At 59.0% G+C, this 20,715-nt stretch carries 16 protein-coding genes and 1 pseudogene; 5 read left to right on the top strand and 12 right to left on the bottom strand.

Annotated features, from left to right (window positions below; translation table 11 throughout):
* The 4 genes and pseudogenes from BMZ35_RS17280 to BMZ35_RS17270 all read left to right on the top strand — a co-directional run.
* Positions 1–315, top strand: a 315-nt coding sequence (locus BMZ35_RS17280; RefSeq protein WP_165610114.1) for an IS3 family transposase, incomplete at its 5' end; no start/stop codon positions are given.
* A gap of 20 nt (positions 316–335) precedes the next feature.
* Positions 336–461 (top strand): annotated as a pseudogene (locus tag BMZ35_RS20650) (aldehyde dehydrogenase family protein); the annotation flags it as partial.
* Between the two features lie 251 nt (positions 462–712).
* Entirely contained in the window at positions 713–1,306 is a 594-nt protein-coding gene (locus BMZ35_RS17275) for a 2-hydroxychromene-2-carboxylate isomerase (protein ID WP_093095550.1), read from the top strand.
* Between the two features lie 6 nt (positions 1,307–1,312).
* The gene (locus tag BMZ35_RS17270) at positions 1,313–3,103 is read left to right on the top strand and encodes an adenylate/guanylate cyclase domain-containing protein (protein WP_131814398.1); all 1,791 of its coding nucleotides are present in this window, start codon (positions 1,313–1,315) and stop codon (positions 3,101–3,103) included.
* A gap of 778 nt (positions 3,104–3,881) precedes the next feature.
* Here BMZ35_RS17270 and BMZ35_RS17265 read toward each other — a convergent pair.
* The 10 genes from BMZ35_RS17265 to BMZ35_RS17220 all read right to left on the bottom strand — a co-directional run bounded on the left by BMZ35_RS17265 (position 3,882) and on the right by BMZ35_RS17220 (position 18,487).
* A complete protein-coding gene (locus BMZ35_RS17265) occupies positions 3,882–5,753 on the bottom strand; it encodes a hypothetical protein (protein WP_093095546.1) in 1,872 nt (623 codons plus the stop codon).
* Positions 5,746–5,946 carry a helix-turn-helix transcriptional regulator gene (locus tag BMZ35_RS17260; protein ID WP_093095544.1) on the bottom strand — a complete coding sequence of 67 codons (201 nt, stop codon included), beginning with the start codon at positions 5,944–5,946 and terminating at the stop codon, positions 5,746–5,748. The genes BMZ35_RS17265 and BMZ35_RS17260 overlap by 8 nt, the downstream gene beginning before the upstream one ends.
* 631 nt (positions 5,947–6,577) lie before the next feature.
* Positions 6,578–7,036: a thermonuclease family protein gene (locus tag BMZ35_RS17255; protein ID WP_242654838.1), complete on the bottom strand. Its 459-nt coding sequence runs from the start codon at positions 7,034–7,036 to the stop codon at positions 6,578–6,580.
* A gap of 20 nt (positions 7,037–7,056) precedes the next feature.
* The gene (locus tag BMZ35_RS17250; protein ID WP_093095540.1) at positions 7,057–8,142 is read right to left on the bottom strand and encodes a tyrosine-type recombinase/integrase; all 1,086 of its coding nucleotides are present in this window, start codon (positions 8,140–8,142) and stop codon (positions 7,057–7,059) included.
* A gap of 318 nt (positions 8,143–8,460) precedes the next feature.
* Positions 8,461–9,630, bottom strand: coding sequence for an L-lactate dehydrogenase (locus BMZ35_RS17245; protein WP_093095537.1), 1,170 nt, complete (start codon positions 9,628–9,630; stop codon positions 8,461–8,463).
* Between the two features lie 27 nt (positions 9,631–9,657).
* The gene (locus BMZ35_RS17240) at positions 9,658–10,590 is read right to left on the bottom strand and encodes a 2-hydroxyacid dehydrogenase (protein WP_093095534.1); all 933 of its coding nucleotides are present in this window, start codon (positions 10,588–10,590) and stop codon (positions 9,658–9,660) included.
* A 7-nt stretch (positions 10,591–10,597) separates the two neighbouring features.
* Positions 10,598–12,469, bottom strand: coding sequence for a dihydroxy-acid dehydratase (gene ilvD, locus BMZ35_RS17235; RefSeq protein WP_093095531.1), 1,872 nt, complete (start codon positions 12,467–12,469; stop codon positions 10,598–10,600).
* Positions 12,470–12,484: 15 nt separating this feature from the next.
* Positions 12,485–15,943 (bottom strand): indolepyruvate ferredoxin oxidoreductase family protein, encoded by a 3,459-nt coding sequence (locus tag BMZ35_RS17230; protein ID WP_093095528.1) that lies wholly within the window; start codon positions 15,941–15,943, stop codon positions 12,485–12,487.
* A 21-nt stretch (positions 15,944–15,964) separates the two neighbouring features.
* Complete coding sequence (locus BMZ35_RS17225; protein ID WP_093095525.1) at positions 15,965–17,164, bottom strand: serine hydrolase domain-containing protein; 1,200 nt, start codon at positions 17,162–17,164, stop codon at positions 15,965–15,967.
* A gap of 15 nt (positions 17,165–17,179) precedes the next feature.
* On the bottom strand, positions 17,180–18,487 hold the full coding sequence (locus BMZ35_RS17220) for a metal-dependent hydrolase family protein (protein ID WP_093095521.1): 1,308 nt from the start codon (positions 18,485–18,487) through the stop codon (positions 17,180–17,182).
* A gap of 37 nt (positions 18,488–18,524) precedes the next feature.
* Between BMZ35_RS17220 and BMZ35_RS20995 the strand changes: the two genes are divergently transcribed.
* Entirely contained in the window at positions 18,525–18,827 is a 303-nt protein-coding gene (locus BMZ35_RS20995; protein WP_165610113.1) for an antibiotic biosynthesis monooxygenase family protein, read from the top strand.
* A gap of 14 nt (positions 18,828–18,841) precedes the next feature.
* On the opposite strand, the gene BMZ35_RS17210 is transcribed toward BMZ35_RS20995, so the two are convergent.
* Together BMZ35_RS17210 and BMZ35_RS17205 are read right to left on the bottom strand one after the other, a co-directional pair.
* On the bottom strand, positions 18,842–20,098 hold the full coding sequence (locus BMZ35_RS17210; protein ID WP_093095518.1) for a TRAP transporter large permease: 1,257 nt from the start codon (positions 20,096–20,098) through the stop codon (positions 18,842–18,844).
* A complete protein-coding gene (locus tag BMZ35_RS17205) occupies positions 20,095–20,649 on the bottom strand; it encodes a TRAP transporter small permease (protein ID WP_093095514.1) in 555 nt (184 codons plus the stop codon). Before BMZ35_RS17205 ends, BMZ35_RS17210 begins: the two co-directional genes overlap by 4 nt.
* Positions 20,650–20,715 lie beyond the last annotated feature (66 nt).

Raw genomic sequence — 20,715 nt, 5'->3', positions numbered from 1 at the left:
CTGATCCACTCCGACCAAGGCGCCCAGTTCACCAGCCGTGAATGGGCCGCATTCCTGCGCGAACACAATCTGGAACATTCAATGAGCCGCAGGGGCAATTGCCATGATAACGCAGTGGCTGAGAGCTTCTTTCAGCTCCTGAAGCGGGAAAAGGTCAGACGCCGGAAATACCGGACGCGCGAGGAAGCCCGGCGAGATGTCTTTGAATACATCGAGCTGTTCTACAACCCAAAGCGCAAACATACGAACAACGGCATGCTGTCGCCCGTTGACTTCGAAGAACGACAGCTCAAACTGGAAAAGGCAGGTGTCTAGGAAACTAGGGGCACCTCAGTCTGATTTCGACAGAGGTTGCGCCCTTCGGCGGTGTGAAGCAGTCGGGCCTCGGTCGTGAGGGCTCAAAATACGGTACAGAAGACTACCTTGAAATCAAATACATCTGTTTCGGTGGTATCCAATAGCCGTGTGAAACTGAGACAAACAAGAAGGTAACCCCAATGGATGAGGAAGGAAATGAGTATGACAGTGGAAGCAAAGATTGAGGTGCCCCTAGTTTCCTAGACACCTGCCATGAGCCTTCTACGCCCCTTAACTCGTGTTTGCCCCTCTCCGTCATCACAAATTCACTTCCCATACGGCTGCGTCTTCAGGTAGATGTTGTACGTTTTCTGATTTAAGATTCCCAAATATACTCTGACGAAGGTTCGGATGCATGAAGGGACAAATCGATTTCTGGTTTTCACTTGGTAGTACATACACATATCTAAGCGTCATGCGCTGCTCGGAGATTTGCTCGAGAAACGATGTGTCAACGCGTTGGCGGCCCTTCCAGCTCAAGACCATTCTTGACGAATTGGGAGGGCTTCCGTTCAAGGAGGGCTCGCCAAAGACAGCCTATATGTGGCACGATCTGGCGCGAAAGTCCTCGAAACTGGGGCTGAAGCCGATCCTGCCCGCGCCTTATCCCAATCCTCAGGCTCATCTAGCAAACCGAATGGCACGCATCGGTCTTGATTTTGGTTGGGGTGAGGACTTCATTCAGGCTTATTACCGAAAATGGTTCGAAACGAAGCACGGCGGCATGGAAGAGCCTGACCTGATCGGGTGCCTCGAAGTGGTCGGACAGGATGCCAACTCCATCATGGAAATGGCGAAGAGCCCAGAAACGGTTGCAAGGCTCGATGCGGAAACCGATGAAGCGAGAGCGCTTGGCATCTTCGGGGTACCGACATTCGTCGTGGGAAAGGAATTGTTCTGGGGCAATGATCGCCTCGAAGACGCCATAGATTACTGCAAGATGCGATGATGCGCCGTGCACTCGACAAGCCTTGATAACACTCTGCCGGTGAAGGCCAGAAGACTTGTTGCCGTGATGTGCGCCGATGTCGTTGGATACGCGCGCCTAATGCAACGCGACGAGGTGGCCACACACGCCCGCATCAAGGATGTCGCTGCGGTCATCATGCAATGTATAGAGGAAAACGGCGGACGGCTTGTGAAGTCGATGGGCGACGGTTTCCTCATGGAGTTCGGAAGCGTTTCCAGCGCCATTTCGTCCGGAGTCTCGATTCAGAAAAAGATCGCAGGTCAAAATGTGCGGCTGGGCAATGAGGATCGTGTGGTGCTGCGCATTGGCTTGCATGTCGGCGACGTGATCGTAGATGGCGACGACATTTTTGGCGACGGCGTCATCGTAGCATCGCGCCTTGAGGGGTTGGCTGAGCCCGGCAGCATCCTGATGTCTCAGTCGGCATACGGCCATTTGAACGGACAGATCACAAACCAGCTTGTTTCCATGGGCAACGTTGAGCTCAAGAACATAGACCGGCCGATGGCGGTTTGGCAGTGGCTGCCTGAAAACAGTGAAACCGTGCCTGCCGATCAACACGTTTCGGGCGTACAACACCAATCTTCGAAACCTTCGGTGGCCGTTCTGAGGTTTCTAAACCTGTCCAGCAACGAAGGGCAAGAGTACCTTGTGCGGGGGATCTGCGATGACCTACAGTCATCCCTGTCAAAATCTCAACTATTTAGGGTGGTTGCCCGGAACTCGTCCTTTTCGTTCGACCCGAACGCGGTTAACCCACAGCAAGTAGGCCGAGCGTTGAACGCCCGCTACATTGTCCAAGGTAGCGTAAGGACGGCGGGGCAAAGGATACGTGTCAACGCAACACTGGTGGATACAACGCTCGCCACGGAGATCTGGTCCGACAAGTTCGATGGGGAGCTTGAAGACGTTTTCGATCTGCAGGACCAGATGACAGCGGCATTGACCGCGGCCATCATTCCAGAGATCACGCTTGCCGAGATTGAGCGCACGCGAAAAGTCCGGGTTGGTGACCTCTCTGCCTGGGACCACTATCTGCGATCCGTGCAGCTGATGCAGAAGATGACGGTAAGCTCGAACCGTGAGGCCATTGCGCACCTGCAAACGGTTCTGGATCTGGATGCGGATTTCTCCTCGGCATGGGCGATGTTGTCTCGATGCCATGTCACGGCGGTTTACCAATTGTGGGGAGAGAACGAGGACGAAGAGTTGCAGATTGCTAAAAACGCTGCCCGCCGAGCGATCGAAACTGACCCGACCAACCCGTTGGCCTACGATGCCAAAGCTGCCGTCCATGTCTTCTGTCGTCAATTTCCCGAAGCGATTCTGTCAGCCCAAACCGCGCTGAAACTCGACCCTAGCCTCACGTCTGCATACAGTTCACTGGCTAGCGCGCTCGCATTTACCGGACAGAGCAAGGAGGCGTTGGAGATCTGTTTTCAGGCCGATCACATAAGCCCGCGCGATCTGGACAGGTCGCAGCGCCAAATGGCGATTGTCATCGCAAATTTCGTTGGCGGAAATTACGAGACCACGAAGCAGGAATGCCAGAGGTGCATTCTAATCAAGCCTAACTGGTTCGGCGTTTATACATTTCTCGCAGCCTCTTGCGCATTCCTTGGAGAGGCCGAACAGTCGAAGGCAGCGATTTCTCGATTGCTGGAGATAATCCCGCAATACACGCGCACTAAGCACAAGGAACGGATGTGGTTGCAGCGAGAGATCGACAGGCAAAAACTACTTGAAGGTTTAGAAATGGCCGGGTTGCCCAAATAGCGATCATGGGAGCATGTTGGCGAGAATGGGGGCTTCCCGCTTAGTGGTGAACACAGCGTACACCACCACCGTCTGCTCCAGGCTCGCAGCAGTCGTCCGCTGCCCTCACCATCGATGACCGGTTGGAACAATGAGCTGACGTTGACGCAGAACAGGGCTACGCTTCAACGCAGCTTATTCGCATTGGACGGCCTTGCCCTGGGTAATCGACCGTCGGGAAAAATGATTCCAAAACAGTTCGATTTCCGTCGCGCCCAAAGGTGTTGGGAAAACACTGGCATTTTGCGCTCATGTCGCCGCATAACGCACTGAAAAGATACACTTATCTTCACACAAATTATTGCCGCGCCAACTTGCAAAAACTGGCAAATCAAAAAGCGACGTTCTCCCCTACTTACTCGAAAACTCGACCATTTCAGGAAAAAAAATCTGTACGTGCGGGGAGAGACGGGTTTGCGGCTTGGGCGGTTTTAGGGATTTGCCCCACCCCTCACCCTCAAGCCTTTATGCTTATGAATGGCTCCGCATGCGCCAGGGACAGTTGCGACACCGCCGGGACACCCGTCTGTCCCAGTTAAGTCCAAGGAAAGTTGAACTTTTTCTTTTTCGTGACACCAAAGACAGTATTCTTGCATAGATATTGAGCCGTCTCTTTCGCTGGATATAAATGTGTGTGTGCCTTGCAGCATGTCACAAGTGTCCCAAGCACTATTTCACAATACCTTTCTGATACTTACCTGGGACACCTGCTATGTTCCGCTGGATAGCTTTTTGCTTATCAGCCCTCGGCAAAACCCAAACAAGCAAACGGCACTTGGACAACGCGGTGCTGTTCATTTGGCGCAAGCCGGATTGAGTTTTTGGGGCGCACGACGCCTTCGAGTTTTTGTAGAGCTGAGGAATGGGCGCCATTGCGCCACTTTGTATCAGCGTAGAGCTTGGCGGTCGGTGTGGATCTACCGGTGCGCAAGGACACCAGCCGCTTTTTGCTGTCCACGAAGATACCATGGCGTCTCAGCGCCCCGCCAGCGTCATCCACGCCAAGAATTTGTTCTTGGTCCTTGTCCGAACAAATCAACTCACGAACCGTCCGCTTCACCCCATGGTCCAGCGACAGCGATGTGCTCAGCAGGTGATCCAGCACATCACGCCCCTCTGATCCCTCGTCAGCCTCTGCAGAGTCTGAGATCAAGATTTCCAGGGCGGCCTGCAAATCATCCAAACGGAGTTGGTCGATTTGCCCATCAAACAAAGCCAAGTCCAAGCCAGTCAAAATGGTCGCGGCCGTAGCCGCCTGACGTGGATCGGCGCCGATACTTTGAGCCTTCGCGGAAATAGCCTTGTGGGTGTCGTCCCAACGTACACTCTGCTGGAGCAGCCTGCCACGAAACTTCTGAGAATAGGTCGCACACTGGGCAAACAATCGCTCAAGGTCGCCAGCTGCTGCCATAGGGTCTTTGTGCTTAGGAATTGAACCCAGTTCCAAAACCGCAAATCTGGACCTATCCTGTGGTTCCAGATGAATATGATTGATTGAAGTAACATAGGCCGATCCGAGCATCCGAAAGGATACTGCCGAGTGGTCAGAGCCGCCGCGTGATATCCGGCCACCCTTTTCCCCAGACATCCTCCTGAACAGCGCCAGCATGCTGTCCTGGCGTGAAGAATTGCGCGGATTGTCGTCCGGTTCAAATTCATCGATGAGCAACGGTCGGGCTTGGTTGTTGCGGGACTGCCTCAGCCCGGCTTCGGTGGCATCATTGATAACTTCGCCTGAGAGGTCACCCAGCAAGCAGTCGGCCAATTCGATCAGCTTTGATTTCCCGCTCCCGCGACTGCCGTGAACATACAAATGTGTCCGCCAGTTCGGAAAACCGCCAAGGCTGGCGGCGGCGACCCATCCAAACCAAATGGACGCATCTACGTCGCGCTGCCATCCCCACAGTCTTTCGATTTCGTGCATCAGCCGATTAAGACTATCAAAGGGAAGGCGGTCAAAGTCTGGCGCCGCGATCGGCCTTGCGCCGACTGTGACGTGCTTTGCATGATGGGCGGCAACGGACAGACTCTTTCCATCCGGACGGAAAAGCATGTCTCCACAATGCGCAACGGCACATTTGTCTTGGTCGCGCCAAACACCAATGGACCGCAAATCGGCGCTGCTCGGATCAAACACACCCTTGGCGTTGCACTTTTCTATGATCCACATACCGGCCTGCTTATGGCACCAGTCGTTGTTCCTGGCTGGGAACTCGGAGCGGCACCACTCTTCCACATCAGGTCCGTTGCCGGCAAACAACGCCTTGACGCCTCTGCCGCCTTCTAGTTGCTCGGCTGACAGTTTGCGAAGCTGACCGCTTGGCGGAATAAAATAGTAGTTGCCGCTATCGTGACCGAGGGCGACAACAGGGGCAACCATCAGCCTTGAAGCAACGTCTGAGCCGGGTTTAATGCGCGCGTTTGGCGCCTCGCCTTGCGCGGGCGGCCTTGTGGCGGCGCCCTCGCCAGCCTCTTCCAGCAAATCTTCATTTTCCATGTCAACTGGCCTGCCGTTCTTGAATGCCGTTGCAATGGGGTCGTCACCGACTATTTCCGATTGGTCCCCGAGAAGATGCGATTGCTCGGCTTGCGTTTCTATGTCCTTACGCATTGCCCATATCCTCCACGCTGTTTTCCAGCCACTTCTGGATGTCGCACACCCGATACCGAACCAGCCGGCCGATACGCACGATGGACGGCCCCTCGCCGCGTGTCGCGGCGATTTCGAGATACCTTTTGGGGATGCCGTATTGTTCTTCAACTTCCACCCGGCTCAAAAGCCGGGTCTCTCTTCTCGACTGCATCACGATACTCCTTCGAAGAATTTTGAAAAGGAGCTGTCATTCACGTCCCACCTCATATTGATCATTTCACCCAAACCGAGCCAACTAACCACAACATGTTGATTCGCAATCCCTGAAATCAGTTTAGACTGACCTACATGTTGCGAAAAAAGACGCACGCGGACAAAACACCGATGCCAAGAGGAAATTTCCCCGCAAACCTCAGAAAAGACTTACGAATACTTTCTCACTTGGCAGCAGAAAAACCAGGATCGACGCATGTTGACGACGGCAGGTATCGAGTTGCACTCGGGTTCCGAGCCCGTTTCCGAACCCGCTGCAAAGCGCTCGCAGAATCACTTCTTTGGCCCCTCAAAGTGCCGAAAACTGTGCAAACTCACGTCGCGAAACGGCGCGCCGCCCCGGAAAAACCTGGGATCCTAAGACCGAAAGCCAACACTTTTGCGGCAAATCTCGCTCGTCGCGTGCAGCGATCTTAATTTCTTGGATGGCCGTCAAAAAAACAAACGCGTTGTGTGAGTGGTTCGCAATGCTTGCGCTGTTCCGCCAGCGGGCCGCAGGCGAGTACCCCCATATCGTCGCCTGCGGCTACTATCGATTGCTACCCCTGATAGGTGCAGATCCAGGGGCGTTAATTGCAGTATTTGGCGCGCTTGATGCGACTTTTGGCCGAGGGTGCTTCCAATCCTTTGTAGCGCCCACCAGAATAGCGTGGGCAGTCGAGCGCGTACCCGGCTGCAATCGAAGCAGCGCCAATATCGACTCTATCAAGATAACACTCACCAACCCAACGGTCGCAAGTCCGTTCGCCACTCAAATCGCAAGCAACTATCTTGTCACGCAAGTGATATAGCATCCACCGCCTGGTATCTTGCCCCACTTTGGTTCCAAGTTCAGCTCCGTCCACACCGTTCAGCCCGACTGGTGTTCCCACGGCAACGATCGTGTCAACGTCGCGGACCTTGTTGACAGACCCTTCAATTTTCCTGGGGGCTCCGATGGCCGTGCTTGCCAGCGTCAGGCCAAAAACAGCAAGCGCCAGTCTTGCCAATTTTCGAGAAGGTCGGGCGTTTATCATCTGCAGTCTCATAACCAAACGCGTAGTATCATTCAAACCGCTGAGAACCCAATGCGCTCTCCAAGCGCTTCGCAGACGGTCTCCATGGCGGGCCGCAATGCATCAAATGATGGTTTTACATATCTCTGCCCTGTAATCGAGAGTGGCGTGTGGTTGAGTAGTCGGCCGACGACCTCTTCCAACACACCCGCCTCCATCGCCACCGTCGCAAAGGTGCGCCGATGTGCGTGCGGAGACCAGGTGATTTTCTCCGGGCCGGTAACATGACCCGTCAAGGACTTCGGCGATGGAAACACCCACTGGCGGCTGAGACCCTGCACAGGCGCGAGAATTTCGTGGTGAAGCTGCAGGATCGGCAGATCGAAGCTGCGCCCGTTCTTGGTCACCGGCAGGTGGATGTGGTCTTCGTGAACATTCCGCCACTCCAGCGTTAGAAGCTCGGTCTTCCGAAAACCTGTAAACAGGGCCAACTCATAGAAGACCTTATGGATCGGATTGAAGAGATCATCGACCTCCCTGCGCCATTGCGCCAGGTCCTCGATGATCGTGCCTTTCGGTTGCTCTTCAAACCATTCGATCGCTATGGTCGGGCTTTCCGGCAGGTCATGTACCCGTCGAGCATGGTTCCAGACCGTCCGGAAGTATTTGAGCGTGTGATTGGCAGCTGACGGCGTTGCCGCCATTGATCGGTGCCGATCGGCAACCATGGATTTGGTGATCTCGTCGAGCGGCAGCTTCAGCCAATCCCTGAGATGCTTGTCGAACTGGATGCGCACCGTGTGCTTGTGCGCCTCCGACCGCAATTTGGGGCGCGCCAGGTAGCTCTCCATCGCGACCTCAAGTGTCGGCGCCCCGATCTGGAGCTTCTTGCCCGCCCCCCTGCCCCATTCCAGCGCAAAGCCCATCGCGGTCTGGCGTGCGACATCAGCCGAGATCGTCGGAAACCGGCCGATCAGAACCCGCTGCGTCTGGCCGCCTACGTCTTTCTGGAAATACCAGGTCTTCGACCGCTTGCCGACGAAGAGAACGAGGCCCTTCACCTCGCTGTCCCAGTGCTTGTCGGTCCCCGATTTTGTCTGTGGAACCTTGCGGGCGAAGGTCTCTGTGAGCTTTGGCATTTTGTCGGCTTTTTGTCGGTAACTGCATGATATTAGATGAAACTGAGTGATACTCAGTGCAATCAATTGTTCAACAAAATGAAACTATTAGCAACTCAATGCTACTCGGTGAAACTCACATCACTTCCTTGGAAGGCTAAGGTATTACCACTACACAACGCCCGCTCAACGAGGATGGGTACTATTGCATTGAATTTCGGGCGTCAAGTTGCATCAGGCAACTTCCCGCATCCTTTGAAACAATCCTGCGCTTTTTGTTCCAGAGCGGGTCGGAACCGGGTAATGCTGGTTTTCACGCAGACCGGGGCCGCATCGATTTCAAAGGTCTTTCACCTGCACAAGGTCCCCGGTGACGTCCGTCATGCGGGTCACACCGCACAGCGCCATGGCAACTTCGATTTCGCGCTTGAAGGCACCCAGAAGACTGGCCACGCCGGATTCGCCACGAGCGGCCACGGCATAGGCCCAGGGACGGCCGATCATCACCCCTTGCGCACCCAGTGCACGCGCCCGGAACACGTCAAGCCCGCTGCGCACCCCGCCATCCATCATCACCTCGGCGCGCCCGGCAAGTTTGTCGACCACGGCAGGCAGGGCCGAAATGGACGAGGAAACACCGTCAAGCTGGCGCCCGCCGTGGTTCGACACGATCACAGCGTCCGCCCCGACATCCACCGCGCTGGCGGCGTCGTCGGGCGACAGGACCCCTTTGATGACCAGTTTGCCGTTCCAGATGCCGCGTAACCAAGCGATGTCTTCCCATGTCACCGACGGATCGAACTGGCGACCGACCCAGTCGCGATACTCGGGCAGGCTGGTGGCGGCGGGGACGTATTCGGCAAGATTGCCAAACAAGTGCGGTTTGCCGCGCAGCCCGACATCGACCAGCCATTGCGGTTGCGTCAGGTATGACAGCCGACCAGCGCGGAACCGACCCCACGGCGAAGCGCCGCCGGCGATTCCGTTGCGGGTATCGCGATGCCGCTCGCCCACCACGGCGAGGTCCACGGTAAAGACAAGCGTACGGACGCCAACCGCCCAGGCGCGGTTCAGGAGTTCCTCGACAATCTTACGGTCACGCAACATGTAGAGTTGAAACCAGAATGGTTTGTCCGAGACGGCGGCGACCTCTTCCAGAGAGCAGATCGACATGGTCGACAGGGTCAGCGGCACGCCCACCGTGTCGGCGGCACGCTTGGCCTGTACTTCGGCGCGGCGGGCGAACATGCCGCACATGCCAACCGGGGCCAGCGAAACTGGCAAGGTGCAATCGGTGCCGACCATCGCGGTTGCCGTGTCCACCCCGGAGACATCACGCATGACCCTTTGCAGCGGAGATATGCGGGCAAAATCGCTGACGTTGCGGGCCAGCGTCCCCTCGCCATAGGCCCCACCATCTACATAGTCGAAAAGCGGTCTGGGCATCCGGCGTTCGGCAATCCGGCGATAGTCATTGCTGGTGACGGGGACGAGGTTCATCGTGGGCATGGCGGAGCTCCGATTGAAAGGTCGGGATCAGACCGGATCGCGCGGGGCGCCGGTTTCGAGAAAAGCGACGACATTGGCAAGGACGCGGCGCACCATGTCGGTGCGACATTCCACCGTAGCGCTGCCGATATGCGGTGTCAGAACAACGTCTTCTCGATCCCGCAGCTGCGGCGATACCTGCGGTTCGCCGTCAAACACGTCGAGACCCGCAGCTGCAATGTCGCCTTGTTCGAGCGCGTCGCACAGGGCATCCTCATCCACGATCCCACCGCGTGCGGTGTTGATCAGGATGGCCCCCTTGCGGGCTGCGGCAAGCGCGTCCGCCCCGATCAGGTTGCGGGTATCTGGCGTCAGCGCGGTATGCACCGAAAGGATGTCGGCTCCGGCCATAAGCGCCTGCAACGACTCCACGTATTCTGCGCCTGTCGCGGCCTCTGCCTCGGGGCGGCGGGTGCGGTTCCAGTAGCGGATCGCCATGCCGAACCCGGCGGCCCGGCGGGCCACGGCCTGGGCGATCTCGCCAAACCCGATCAGGCCCAGCGTCTTGCCGTGGACACGCGTCCCCAAAGGCGCCCCCGCCCCGGATTGAGACCAGTGGCCCGCACGCAGATAGCGTTCCCCTTCGCCAACCCGGCGACTGGCGGCGAGGATCAGGGCAAAGGCGAGGTCTGCGGTGTCCTCGGTCACGACAGGCGTGTTTGAAACGGCAATGCCGCGCGCACGGGCGGCATCAAGGTCGATATTGTCGATGCCCACGCCGATATTTGCGATCAGGCCGACGCTGTCGGGCAGCGAGGCAATCGCCCCGTCGCCAAGGGGATCGAGCGCGGTGGTGACATGCACCCGCGTGCCATGCGGAATGTCCCGCACGGTGTCCACGGGCAGAAAGGTTACGCCCTGCCCTGCGGCCATGATCGCCGGGAGCGGAAGGGCGCGCGACAGGGTGACTGTGATGCTCATCGCGTCTTTATCCTTCTGCCGAAAGCCGTTCCAGCCGGGCAAGGCGTTCGGTGTCACGCGCGCCGCCCTTGTCGGCGGAGGATGCCATCAGCCCATAGACCCGCAAGGATGTGGACACGTCACGCTGACGCGTCGCAGGTCGCCACGCCTTGTCACCGCGCGCATTCATCTCGGCGCGACGGCGGTCGAGTTCTTCCCGGGGTACATCGAGAGTGACGCTTCGGCTCGGGATGTCGAATTCGATCGGATCGCCGTCTTTGACGAGTGCAATCACGCCCCCCGAGGCGGCTTCGGGCGAGACATGGCCCACGGACAGACCGGAGGTTGCGCCCGAGAAGCGCCCGTCGGTGATCAAGGCTGCCTTGTCACCCAGCCCGCGCGCCTTGAGCATTCCCGTGGGGGTGAGCATTTCGCGCATCCCCGGCCCGCCGCGCGGCCCCTCGTAGCGGATCACGACGACATGGCCTTCCTGCACGGTGCCATTCTGGATCTTTTCCAGCGCTTCTTCCATGCTTTCGCTCACAATCGCGGTGCCTCGGAACCGCCAAATGTTTTCCGGGACGCCTGCCGACTTGACCACGCAGCTATCCGGCGCGAGGTTTCCGCGCAAAACGGCCAAGCCGCCATCCTTGGTAAAAGCGTGTTCGGCGCTGCGGATGACGCCGTTCTCGCGGTCGGTGTCGAGCGATTTGAAGCGGCTCGACTGCGAGAAAGCCTTTATCGAGCGGATGCCGCCCGGACCTGCGGAGAACAATTTGCGGGCCTCGTCATTTTCCGGATTGGTAATGTCCCAGTCGCCACAATAGGCCGACACGGGCTGTCCCAGCGCGGTTGGGTTGTCCGCGTTGTAGAGCCCGGCCTTGAGCAATTCGCTGGCCACGGCCATCACGCCGCCGGCGCGGTGCATGTCCTCGATAAAGACTTCATGCGCGGACGGGGACACCTTGCACAGGCACGGGGTTTCCCGGCTGATCCGGTCAAAGTCATCGATGGTGAAGGCGACCCCGGATTCCTGCGCAATCGCCAAGAGGTGCAGGATGGTGTTCGTCGAGCCACCAATGGCCATCGTCATGCGCACGGCGTTTTCCAACCCCTCGCGCGAACAGATCGCGCGCGGCAAGACGCTGTCATCGCCATCACGGTAATGGGCGTGGGCCATGTCCACGATCCGATGCGCCGCCTTTCTGAACAGGTCTTCGCGGTCGGTATGGGTGGCGACGATGGTGCCGTTGCCCGGCAACGCCATGCCCAATGCCTCGGTCAGGCAGTTCATCGAGTTTGCGGTGCCCATGAGTGCGCAGGACCCGCAGGTTGGACAGGCGCTTTCTTCGACGGCGTCGATCTCTTCCTGCGTGGCATCTGCAGCGCCCGCGACATAGATCGTGTCGATCGCGTCGATCTTCATATGCTTGCCGCGATAGTCGAACTTGCCCGATTCCATCGGCCCGCCCGAGACAAAGATCGTTGGTATGTTCAGGCGGTTGGCCGCCATCAACATGGCGGGTGTGATCTTGTCACAGTTCGACAGGCAGATCAGGGCGTCAATGGCATGGGCGTTGGCCATGTATTCCACCGCGTCGGCAATGATCTCGCGACTGGGCAGCGAGTACATCATGCCTTCGTGGCCCATGGCAATGCCGTCATCCACTGCGATGGTGTTGAACTCTTTCGGCACCCCCCCGGCCTTGCGGATTTCGCGGGCCACAAGGCGCCCCAGCGCCTGCAGGTGGACGTGACCGGGCACCATTTCCGTGAACGAGTTGGCGATACCGATGATCGGGCGGCCGAATTCTTCGGGTTGCGTGCCGGTGGCGCGCCAGAGTGCGCGCGCGCCCGTGTTCATCGCGCCAACGGTGACCTTGTCTGATCTCAGTTTCATATCCGGTCCTTCCGGTCAGGCCGCGTTTGCGGCTGTGTTCGAGAGCACCGCTTGCAATTCGGCGCGGCGTTTTGTGGCGGCTTCGGCGTGGCGTTTTCGCACGTGGCCATAGCCGCGGATGTGTTCGGGCAGGTCGAGAAGCTCGGTCAGTGTAGCCGCAGTGGCGTCGGACCAATTGGCCAGCGCAAAGTCGATATCGGCCTCGTAGTCGGACAGGAGCTTGCGGGCGAGCTTGGCTTCGGCATTGTTGCGGAACGGATCGAAGACGGTCCCGCGCAGGCCGCGCAGGCGGTTCAGCAGACCAAAGAAGCGCATCGCCGTCTTGCCTTTGACCGCACCTTTGACCGGTTTTCCGGTCTTGGGATCGGTTCCGCCATAGGGCCAAGCGCCGAAATAGAAAGTCAGATCCATGTCGCCTTCGAAGGTCTCTTCAAGCTGTGCCTTGAACTCGGGACGGGTGTAGAGCCGTGCGACCTCCCATTCGTCCTTGACCGCCATCAGCTTGTAATACCCCTTGGCCACGGCCCGCTGCGCGGCCTCGGACAGTCCAGCCGCGGCCACGCGATCCAACATGTCCGAATAGCGCTTCGCAAAGGCCGCGTTCTTGTAGGCGGTCAGCTGCGCGACACGTTGCGCAATGACATCGTCAAGAGGAGTTTCGCGTCGGCTTTCCAGCAGGATCGGTGCACTGTCCCCGGCCAGTTCTGCAGCGGCCTGCGGATCGGCCATGGCAAGGCGGCCCAGATCGAAGGCCCGCTTGTTCTTGCCGACGGCAACGCCATTAAGCTCGATCGCGCGGTGGATCGCTTCCAGCGAGAGCGGGATGCCGCCTTGTTGCCACGCGGCCCCCATCAGGAGCATATTGGCAAACACCCGGTCGCCCATGACCTTTTCCGCCAGGTGCTGGGCATCCATGCCGCGCGCGGCGTCACCCAGCACGCGTGTCAGGCGCTCAAGCTGTTCCTGGCCATTCAGCTGCCAGTCGGGGTTCTTGGAAAACTCCGAGGTCGGTACAACGGTGGTGTCGGTCACGGCGACCGACTTGCCCGGCGTCAGCTTGGAAATGGCCTCGTCCCCAGCGGCCACGACAAGATCACAACCGATCAGCGCATCCGCCTCGCCTACGGCAATGCGCGTGGCGCGCATGTTGTCCGGCGACACGGCCAGCTTGATGTGCGAATGCACCGCGCCATATTTCTGCGCCAACCCGGTGATGTCGAGGTTGGACGAGAAATAGCCATCCGCATGGGCCGCCACGGCCAGTGTCTGGCCGACGGTCACAACCCCTGCCCCGCCGATGCCGGACACCAGAATCGACCAGGACCCGTCAATCGCGCGGGGGCTGGGCATGGGCAGATGGCTGATGTCAATCGCAGCATCCGACACCTTGGCCTTGCGCGGTTTTGCGCCGGACACGGTCACGAAAGAAGGGCAGAAGCCTTCGACACAGGAGAAGTCCTTGTTGCAGGAGGACTGATTGATCTGGCGTTTGCGACCGAATTCGGTCTCCAGCGGCTCGATCGCCATACAGGCCGACACGGTCGAACAATCCCCACAGCCTTCGCAGACCGCCGAGTTGATGAACGCGCGCTTGTCGGGGTCCACCCATTTGCCGCGTTTGCGCAGACGGCGACGTTCGGTGGCGCAGGGCTGGTCATAGATCAGAACGGTAACACCGGGTTTCTCGCGCAGCTCTTTTTGCACGCGCTCCAGTTCAGTGCGCGGGTGCAGAGTCACGCCACCGCCGACAAAGGGCTTGCCGTCGAACTTGTCGGTCTCATCGGTGACAAGCGCGATCCGCTCGACGCCCTCGGCCAGCAGTTGTTCGACCATCTGTTCCGGGCTGATCTCGCCATCATGGGGCTGACCGCCGGTCATCGAGACGAAGCCGTTATGCAAGAGCTTGTAGGTCATGGTGGCTTTGGCGGCGATCGCCGCGCGGATCGCCATCAGGCCGGAATGGAAATAGGTCCCGTCGCCCATATTGGCAAAAACATGCTTTTCGTCCGTGAACGGGAACTGCCCCAGCCACATGCCGCCTTCGCCGCCCATGTGAGAGACCGAGTTGGTCTTCATCGGGTCCCGCAACATCGCCATGGTATGACAGCCGATGCCCGCAAGTGCGCGGCTGCCGTCGATCACCTGCGTCGAGCGCCCATGCGGACAGCCCGCACAGAAGGACGGAAGGCGCATGGCGCCTGCACCAAGCGCGGGCGGGACTTCGGGCGGGTTGGGCAGTGACAGCCCGGCATCGGCGTCGGTCTCTTTCGCAACCCGCACCAGCACGCGAGTGATCATGTTGGGCTCGATCTCGCCATGTCCGGGAAAGGCACAGTCCCCCGCGTCCGAGGCATAAGCCTGGCCCTGGAAAGTCTTGCCCACGATACGCGGGGAAAGGTCCGAGCCGTAGAGGATCGCGCGGATCTGATCTTCGAGAAGGGGCCGCTTCTCCTCGACCACGATCACGGTGTCGAGCCCCTTGGCAAAGGCACGTATCGCGGCATCGTCCAGCGGCCAGACCATGCCAACCTTCAAAAGGCGGGTCGGCAAATTGCCCAGCCTGCCGTTCTTGTAACCGAGACCCGCGAGTGACTGGTTCAGGTCCTGCCACGACTTCCCGGCGGCAATGATGCCGATACGGGCATCTTCCGCACCGCTGATCCGGTTGAGATTATTGGCGCGGGCATAGGCTAGAACCTTTTTCAACTTCACATCCCACAACAGCCGTTCCTGTTCCGGAATCGGGGTAAAAGGACGGATCGCGGTTTCCGGCACATCGCCTTCCGGGAGAACAATCTTGGGACTGTCGGGCGCTACATGGACCGAACCACCGCCCTCGACCACGTCCGTGACCAGTTTCATGCCGACCAAGGTCGAAGAATAGCGGCTGAGCGCGATGCCGTGCAGGCCAAAATCAAGCACATCCTGCGCGTTTGCCGGGGCCAGAAGCGGCGCACCGAGAGAAGCGAAGTTGAGGTCGGAATAGCAGGCCAGTGTCGATGACTTGGCCCCGTGATCATCCCCCACCAGCAAAAGTGTGCCGCCTTTTGGGTTGGTTCCGGCAAGGTTGGCATGGCGGATCGGGTCCATGGACCGATCCAGCCCCGGCGCCTTGCCGTACCAGATCGAGAACACCCCATCGACCCTTGCACCCGGAAACAGGCCCACCATCTGGCTGCCCCATGTGGCAGTGGCGGCCATGTCCTCGTTCAGCCCCGGCTGAAAGACGATATTGTGCTCCTTGAGCGCGCCTTCCGCCTGCCACAGGCTCATGTCATAGGTCCCAACAGGAGAGCCGCGATAGCCCGAGATATAACCACCGGTGTTCAACCCCGCCGCGACGTCGCGCTTGCGCTGTTGGATCGGCAGACGCACAAGCGCTTGCATGCCGGTCATGTAAACCCAGCCCTTTTCCTGGGTCAGGCGATCCTCGAGAGTCATTTCAAGGCGTTTGGTGGGGACATGTTGGGTCATGGCATGGCTCCGTAGGCGGGATCAGGAAAGAAGGTCGGACGTTGCGATCGGGCGCAGGTAGCGCGTCAGCTGCATCTCGGCCGTTGTCGAAAAATAAGCGATCACAAGGTCCCGATCCGGGGAAACGTACAGCCCCTGGTCCATGAAACCACCCTTGTAGAGGTCGCCATCGGGCCAGATGCAGTCCCACTGGCGGGCATTTCCCAGAATCGTGTCATCGCCAAGCCTGTCGACAAAAACCGGACCGTCATAGCCGTTCATGAAAAACGCCCTGTCGCGCACACCAGACCGGATGCGGGCCAGCACGACATCGTCCACCACCTGTTGAGTTGCCACGCGCGGCCAGCTCGGTGTGTAAAGCATTCCGAACCGCGCCATGTCACGCAGGCGCGACGACACCACGCCATGCGCCAGCGCCACGCCATCCGGTGTCAGGTGGGCCTGGAACGGGCCATCGGCGCGCATATGGGACCAGACATTGCGGCGGAACAGTTCCGCCCAGGGCAATCCGGAAACGGCTTCGGCGAGATAGACCAACACCTGTGTGCAGGGCGACCCGTATTCGAATTTTTCACCGGGGGTGGCGACGCGGCGGCTGGCCTGCAGCACTTCCAGCAGGGTTTCGACCCGGCCGTTGCGCGGATGGTTGAACTCGGCCATGAAGGCTCGGATCGCGTTGGAGCCGGGGTCCGCGCGGGTTGCGTCGTTCTCTTCGCAATCCATGCCCGGCGTCATGTCCATTACGTCGCGCACGCTCACCGTGCCCCAATCCGTGTCGCGCAGGGCCGCCACATATGTGCCAATCCCCTTGCTTTCGTCGATCAGGCCGGCGTCGATCAGGTGTTCAACCATCAGCCCCGCCGTCGGCTTGGCACAGGACGCCCAGAGATGCGGCTGATCAGCCCTCAGGTCGGGATAGCTTTCGGCAACGATCTTGCCCGACTTGATCACGACGATGCCACGCGCCCCGCTTTGTGGATGGGCAAGGAAGTCGCGCAGGGACAATGTGCCAAACGAGGTCTCGGCTGTGATATCCATCACAGCATCGTTCGGTGCGTCGTCAAGCCCACCCGGTGCATAGGGAGAATGGATCAGGGCCGTGGGCATGCATTCGGAAATATGGGTGCACCACCAATGGGCGACGTCTCCGCATTCCAGCAGCTTGGGAATCGAGACCTGAGACCGCATGCGGTACGCGTAGTCGGCAGATTGGTCAGACATGTCTTTCTCCAGAGGTTAACGCTGCAGCGTGTTTTTGTGGATCACGCCGTTCTTCATGATCAGGTCCAGGGTCTCAGCGGGACGGGTCAGTATCTCGATGTCATCAAGAGGGTTGCCGTCGATCAGCAGGAGGTCGGCAAAGGCCGCTTCCTCAATCACGCCCAGCTTGCCCTTGTAGGGGTTGCGCGGGCCGCTCATCGCCAGCAGTTCGCCCGACAACGCCGTTGCCTGGCGCATCACTTCGAAGGGCGTGAACCATTTTGTGCGGAGCTTGAATTCATCATTCACCCGGGCCAGCAGCTCGGGGTCGGTGATGATGTCCGAACCAAAGGCGATCTTTTCAAAGCCTAATTTCCTGGCGGCGGTCATCATCCGGTCAATGCCGTCATAGGCCTCGTCATGCTTGGCCTTCTGATCGTCGGTGTAACCCAGAGGGTGCTTGGTGTAGACGATGACTTGGGGCGACAGCCAGATGCCTTGTTCCTGCATCATGCGCAGGGTCGCTTCGGTGGCCAGGTTGGCATGCTCGACGCATTGCACCCCATTCTCAACGGCGCGCCGGATGCCTTCATCATGATATGCATGCGTGCAGACATAGGTGCCCCAATCCTTGGCGGCGGCCACGGCGGCCTGCACTTCGGACGGCAGGAACTGGGTCACGTCCAGCGGATCGGCATATGACCCCGTCCCGCCGGTGGTGCAGATCTTGATCTGGGACGCGCCACGGCGGAATGCCTCGCGCACGGCGAGCAAAACGCCGTCATGACCGTCGGCCACGGCAACCATATGGTATTTCATCGGCACTGACGGTTCGTTCAGGATGGCCGCACATTTGTGACAGTCCTGGCGGTGATCTGAATGGCCTGAGGTTTGCGAAATCATCGGGCCCGACGGATAGATGCGAGGACCGGCCAGCACGCCGGCATCAATGTTCTTCTTGAGCGAGAAGGTGTTGCCACCAACATCCCGGATCGTCGTGAATCCATTCATGAGATAGGTTTCGGCGGCCGCAGTCGCCTTGTAAGCCCAGTAAAACTCGTCAGATCCAAATGCCTCGGGAAAGGACATCTGAAACATGACATGAGCGTGCGCATCTATGAAACCGGGGCTGAGCACCCGGCCTTCTGCGTCGATTTCGCGCCACCCGGCATCGGCGCCGATTCCCTTGGCAAGCTTTGCAATCCGGCCTTGCGCAACCAGCACGTCATACCCTTCCAGCAGGGTCTCGTCCTTGCCGTTAAAAATGCGCGCATTGCGAAAAAGTATGGGCGATCCGCTATCTTGCCCTAGTGTCGGACGGACATTTAGGTTCTTTTCAGGCATGACAGTTACCCCAGTTTGTCTTCAGAAAGGCGCGACCATGTTTCAGTCTATTCTTGTTGTGCGCGTTCAGCCCGGGAAGGGCCCGGCGGCCATGCAGGTTTTCCACGACCGGGGTGTTCTGAGCGAATGCGCCGCGGCGATCCCCGGTTTCATCGAAGGCGCTTTGCATGCCGGCGTCGAGGATCCTGATCGCATCTGTGTTCTTGGCACGTGGCGAGACGCCGAAAGCTACCGGGCGTGGGGCATTCACCCGGCACGCGCTGCGCAATTGGCGGATATCGGGCACCTGATTGCCGAGGTCGAGCTGGCCGAAATTTTCGGCCCGGCGTTCCAAGTTTGACACGGCCGCTCCCATCACAGCAGTCCAAGCGAAAGCCATGGCACCAACGCAATGATCGCAAGGCCAACAATCATCACCGCGATATAGGGAAGAACCCCCATGAGGATGTCGCTGAACTTTTCCTTGAATGTCACCATGGCGACCATCAGATTCATGCCCACGGGCGGCGTCAGGTAGCCGATTTCGAGGTTCACGATCATGATGATCCCGAAATGCACCGGATCAAAACCATAGGCCTGCGCCACCGGCATCAGGATCGGGGCAAGGATCAGGATGGCCTCGTTCGTAGTCATGAAGGCCCCTACGGCCAGCAAGAGCAGGTTCACGACCAGAAGCATCGTCCAGGGGTTGGTCAGGTAGGTCTGGGCGATCTCGACCATCTGTGCGGGCACACGATATTCCGTCAGGATCAAGTTCAGCGACAGCGCCACCGCGATCAGCGGGAACAGCGCGCCGCCAAGCTTGGCAGTTTCGGTGACAACGTTGAAATAGTCACGGATCTTCATCTCCTTGTGGACGAAGAACTCGATGATCAGCGCATAGACCAGGGCAACAGCCGCGCTTTCGGTGGGCGAGTAGTATCCAGAATAGATGCCGCCGAGCAGGATCACCGGGAACATCGCGGCCCAGATTCCGGCACGAAGCGCTGCCCAGAGTTCCGCCCAGTCCATCTTTTGCGCCGGGCGATGGCGGTTCGCCCACACCACGTAGGCGATCATGAGCACGATCAGAACCAGTCCGGGCAAGACTCCGGCAAGGAACAGGTCAACGATCGAAGTTTCTGTGACAAGACCATAAAGAATGAGCGGGATCGACGGCGGAATGATGATGCCGAGCGTGCCCCCCGACACCACGGTGCCAAGGGCGAAACGGTTGGTATAACCCGCTTCCTTCATCGCCGGGTAAAGCACCGAGCCGACAGCGATCATGGTCACGATGGACGAGCCGGAAATGGCGGCGAAGACGGCACAGGAAACGATCGCAGCAACGCCCAGACCGCCACGTGTCGGCGCCGTGATGGCGCGCACGATACGCACCAGACGACGGGCCGCCGTGCCCTCGGTCATGACCGCCCCACATAAAAGGAACAGGGGCACGGACAGGATCAGCTCCTTGTTGAGCGACGTCCACATATCCTCGACGATGTAGTCAAGGTAGCCATGCCCCCAGACAAGGTGCACATAGGCAATCGCGGCCAAAAGGATAACGGTCAGGGTCTGGCGCAGGATGAGCAGACCAAGGACAAGTGCAAGAAGACCAAACGCGCTCATTCCGGGATCTCCTCGCGTGCGGGGGCCGAGCCGGGCCAGATGAAAAAGATGACATAGCGCAGGGCCGCCGAGACGAAGCCGATCGGGATTGCCGCCTGAAAAATCCATACCGGGACGTCGAGACCCGGCATCACGGTGCCGATGTCACGCGAGGCGTTGACAAAAACCCAGCCGTAATAGGCGACGGCCAGAAAAACGGCGGCACTCAGCCCGTTGGAGATGCGGTCAACATACGGCCCCCAGCTTGTGGGCACCCATTTGAAGGCGACGCGGGGCACGATCTGGGTACCGGTCGCGACGCTGACGCCGAGCCCGGCAAAGGCCCCGATGACCAGAAGGAACAGCGAGATCTTGCGGGCGCCATATATGCCGGTCGACCCCATGTCGAAACCCAGCGCCCCACCCACGGGACCGATGAATTCACGGCCGGCGACATCGCCAAAGATCAGCACGCCGATCAGGGTAAATGCGATCACGGCGACCCAGCGTTCCAGCAGGTGCCAGACCTGCAAGAGCCGTGTCACGGGCATGGGAACAGATTGATATGTCATGGGATCAGCTTTCCACGTGGCGCATGCGGCGCCCCGTTCACGCGGGGCAGCGCCTGTTTTCGTGCG

Source organism: Shimia aestuarii, from assembly GCF_900114635.1.
Lineage (GTDB): Bacteria > Pseudomonadota > Alphaproteobacteria > Rhodobacterales > Rhodobacteraceae > Shimia > Shimia aestuarii.
The sequence above is the reverse complement of the archived record's forward strand: the minus strand, read 5'-3'. Positions and strand labels throughout refer to the sequence as shown.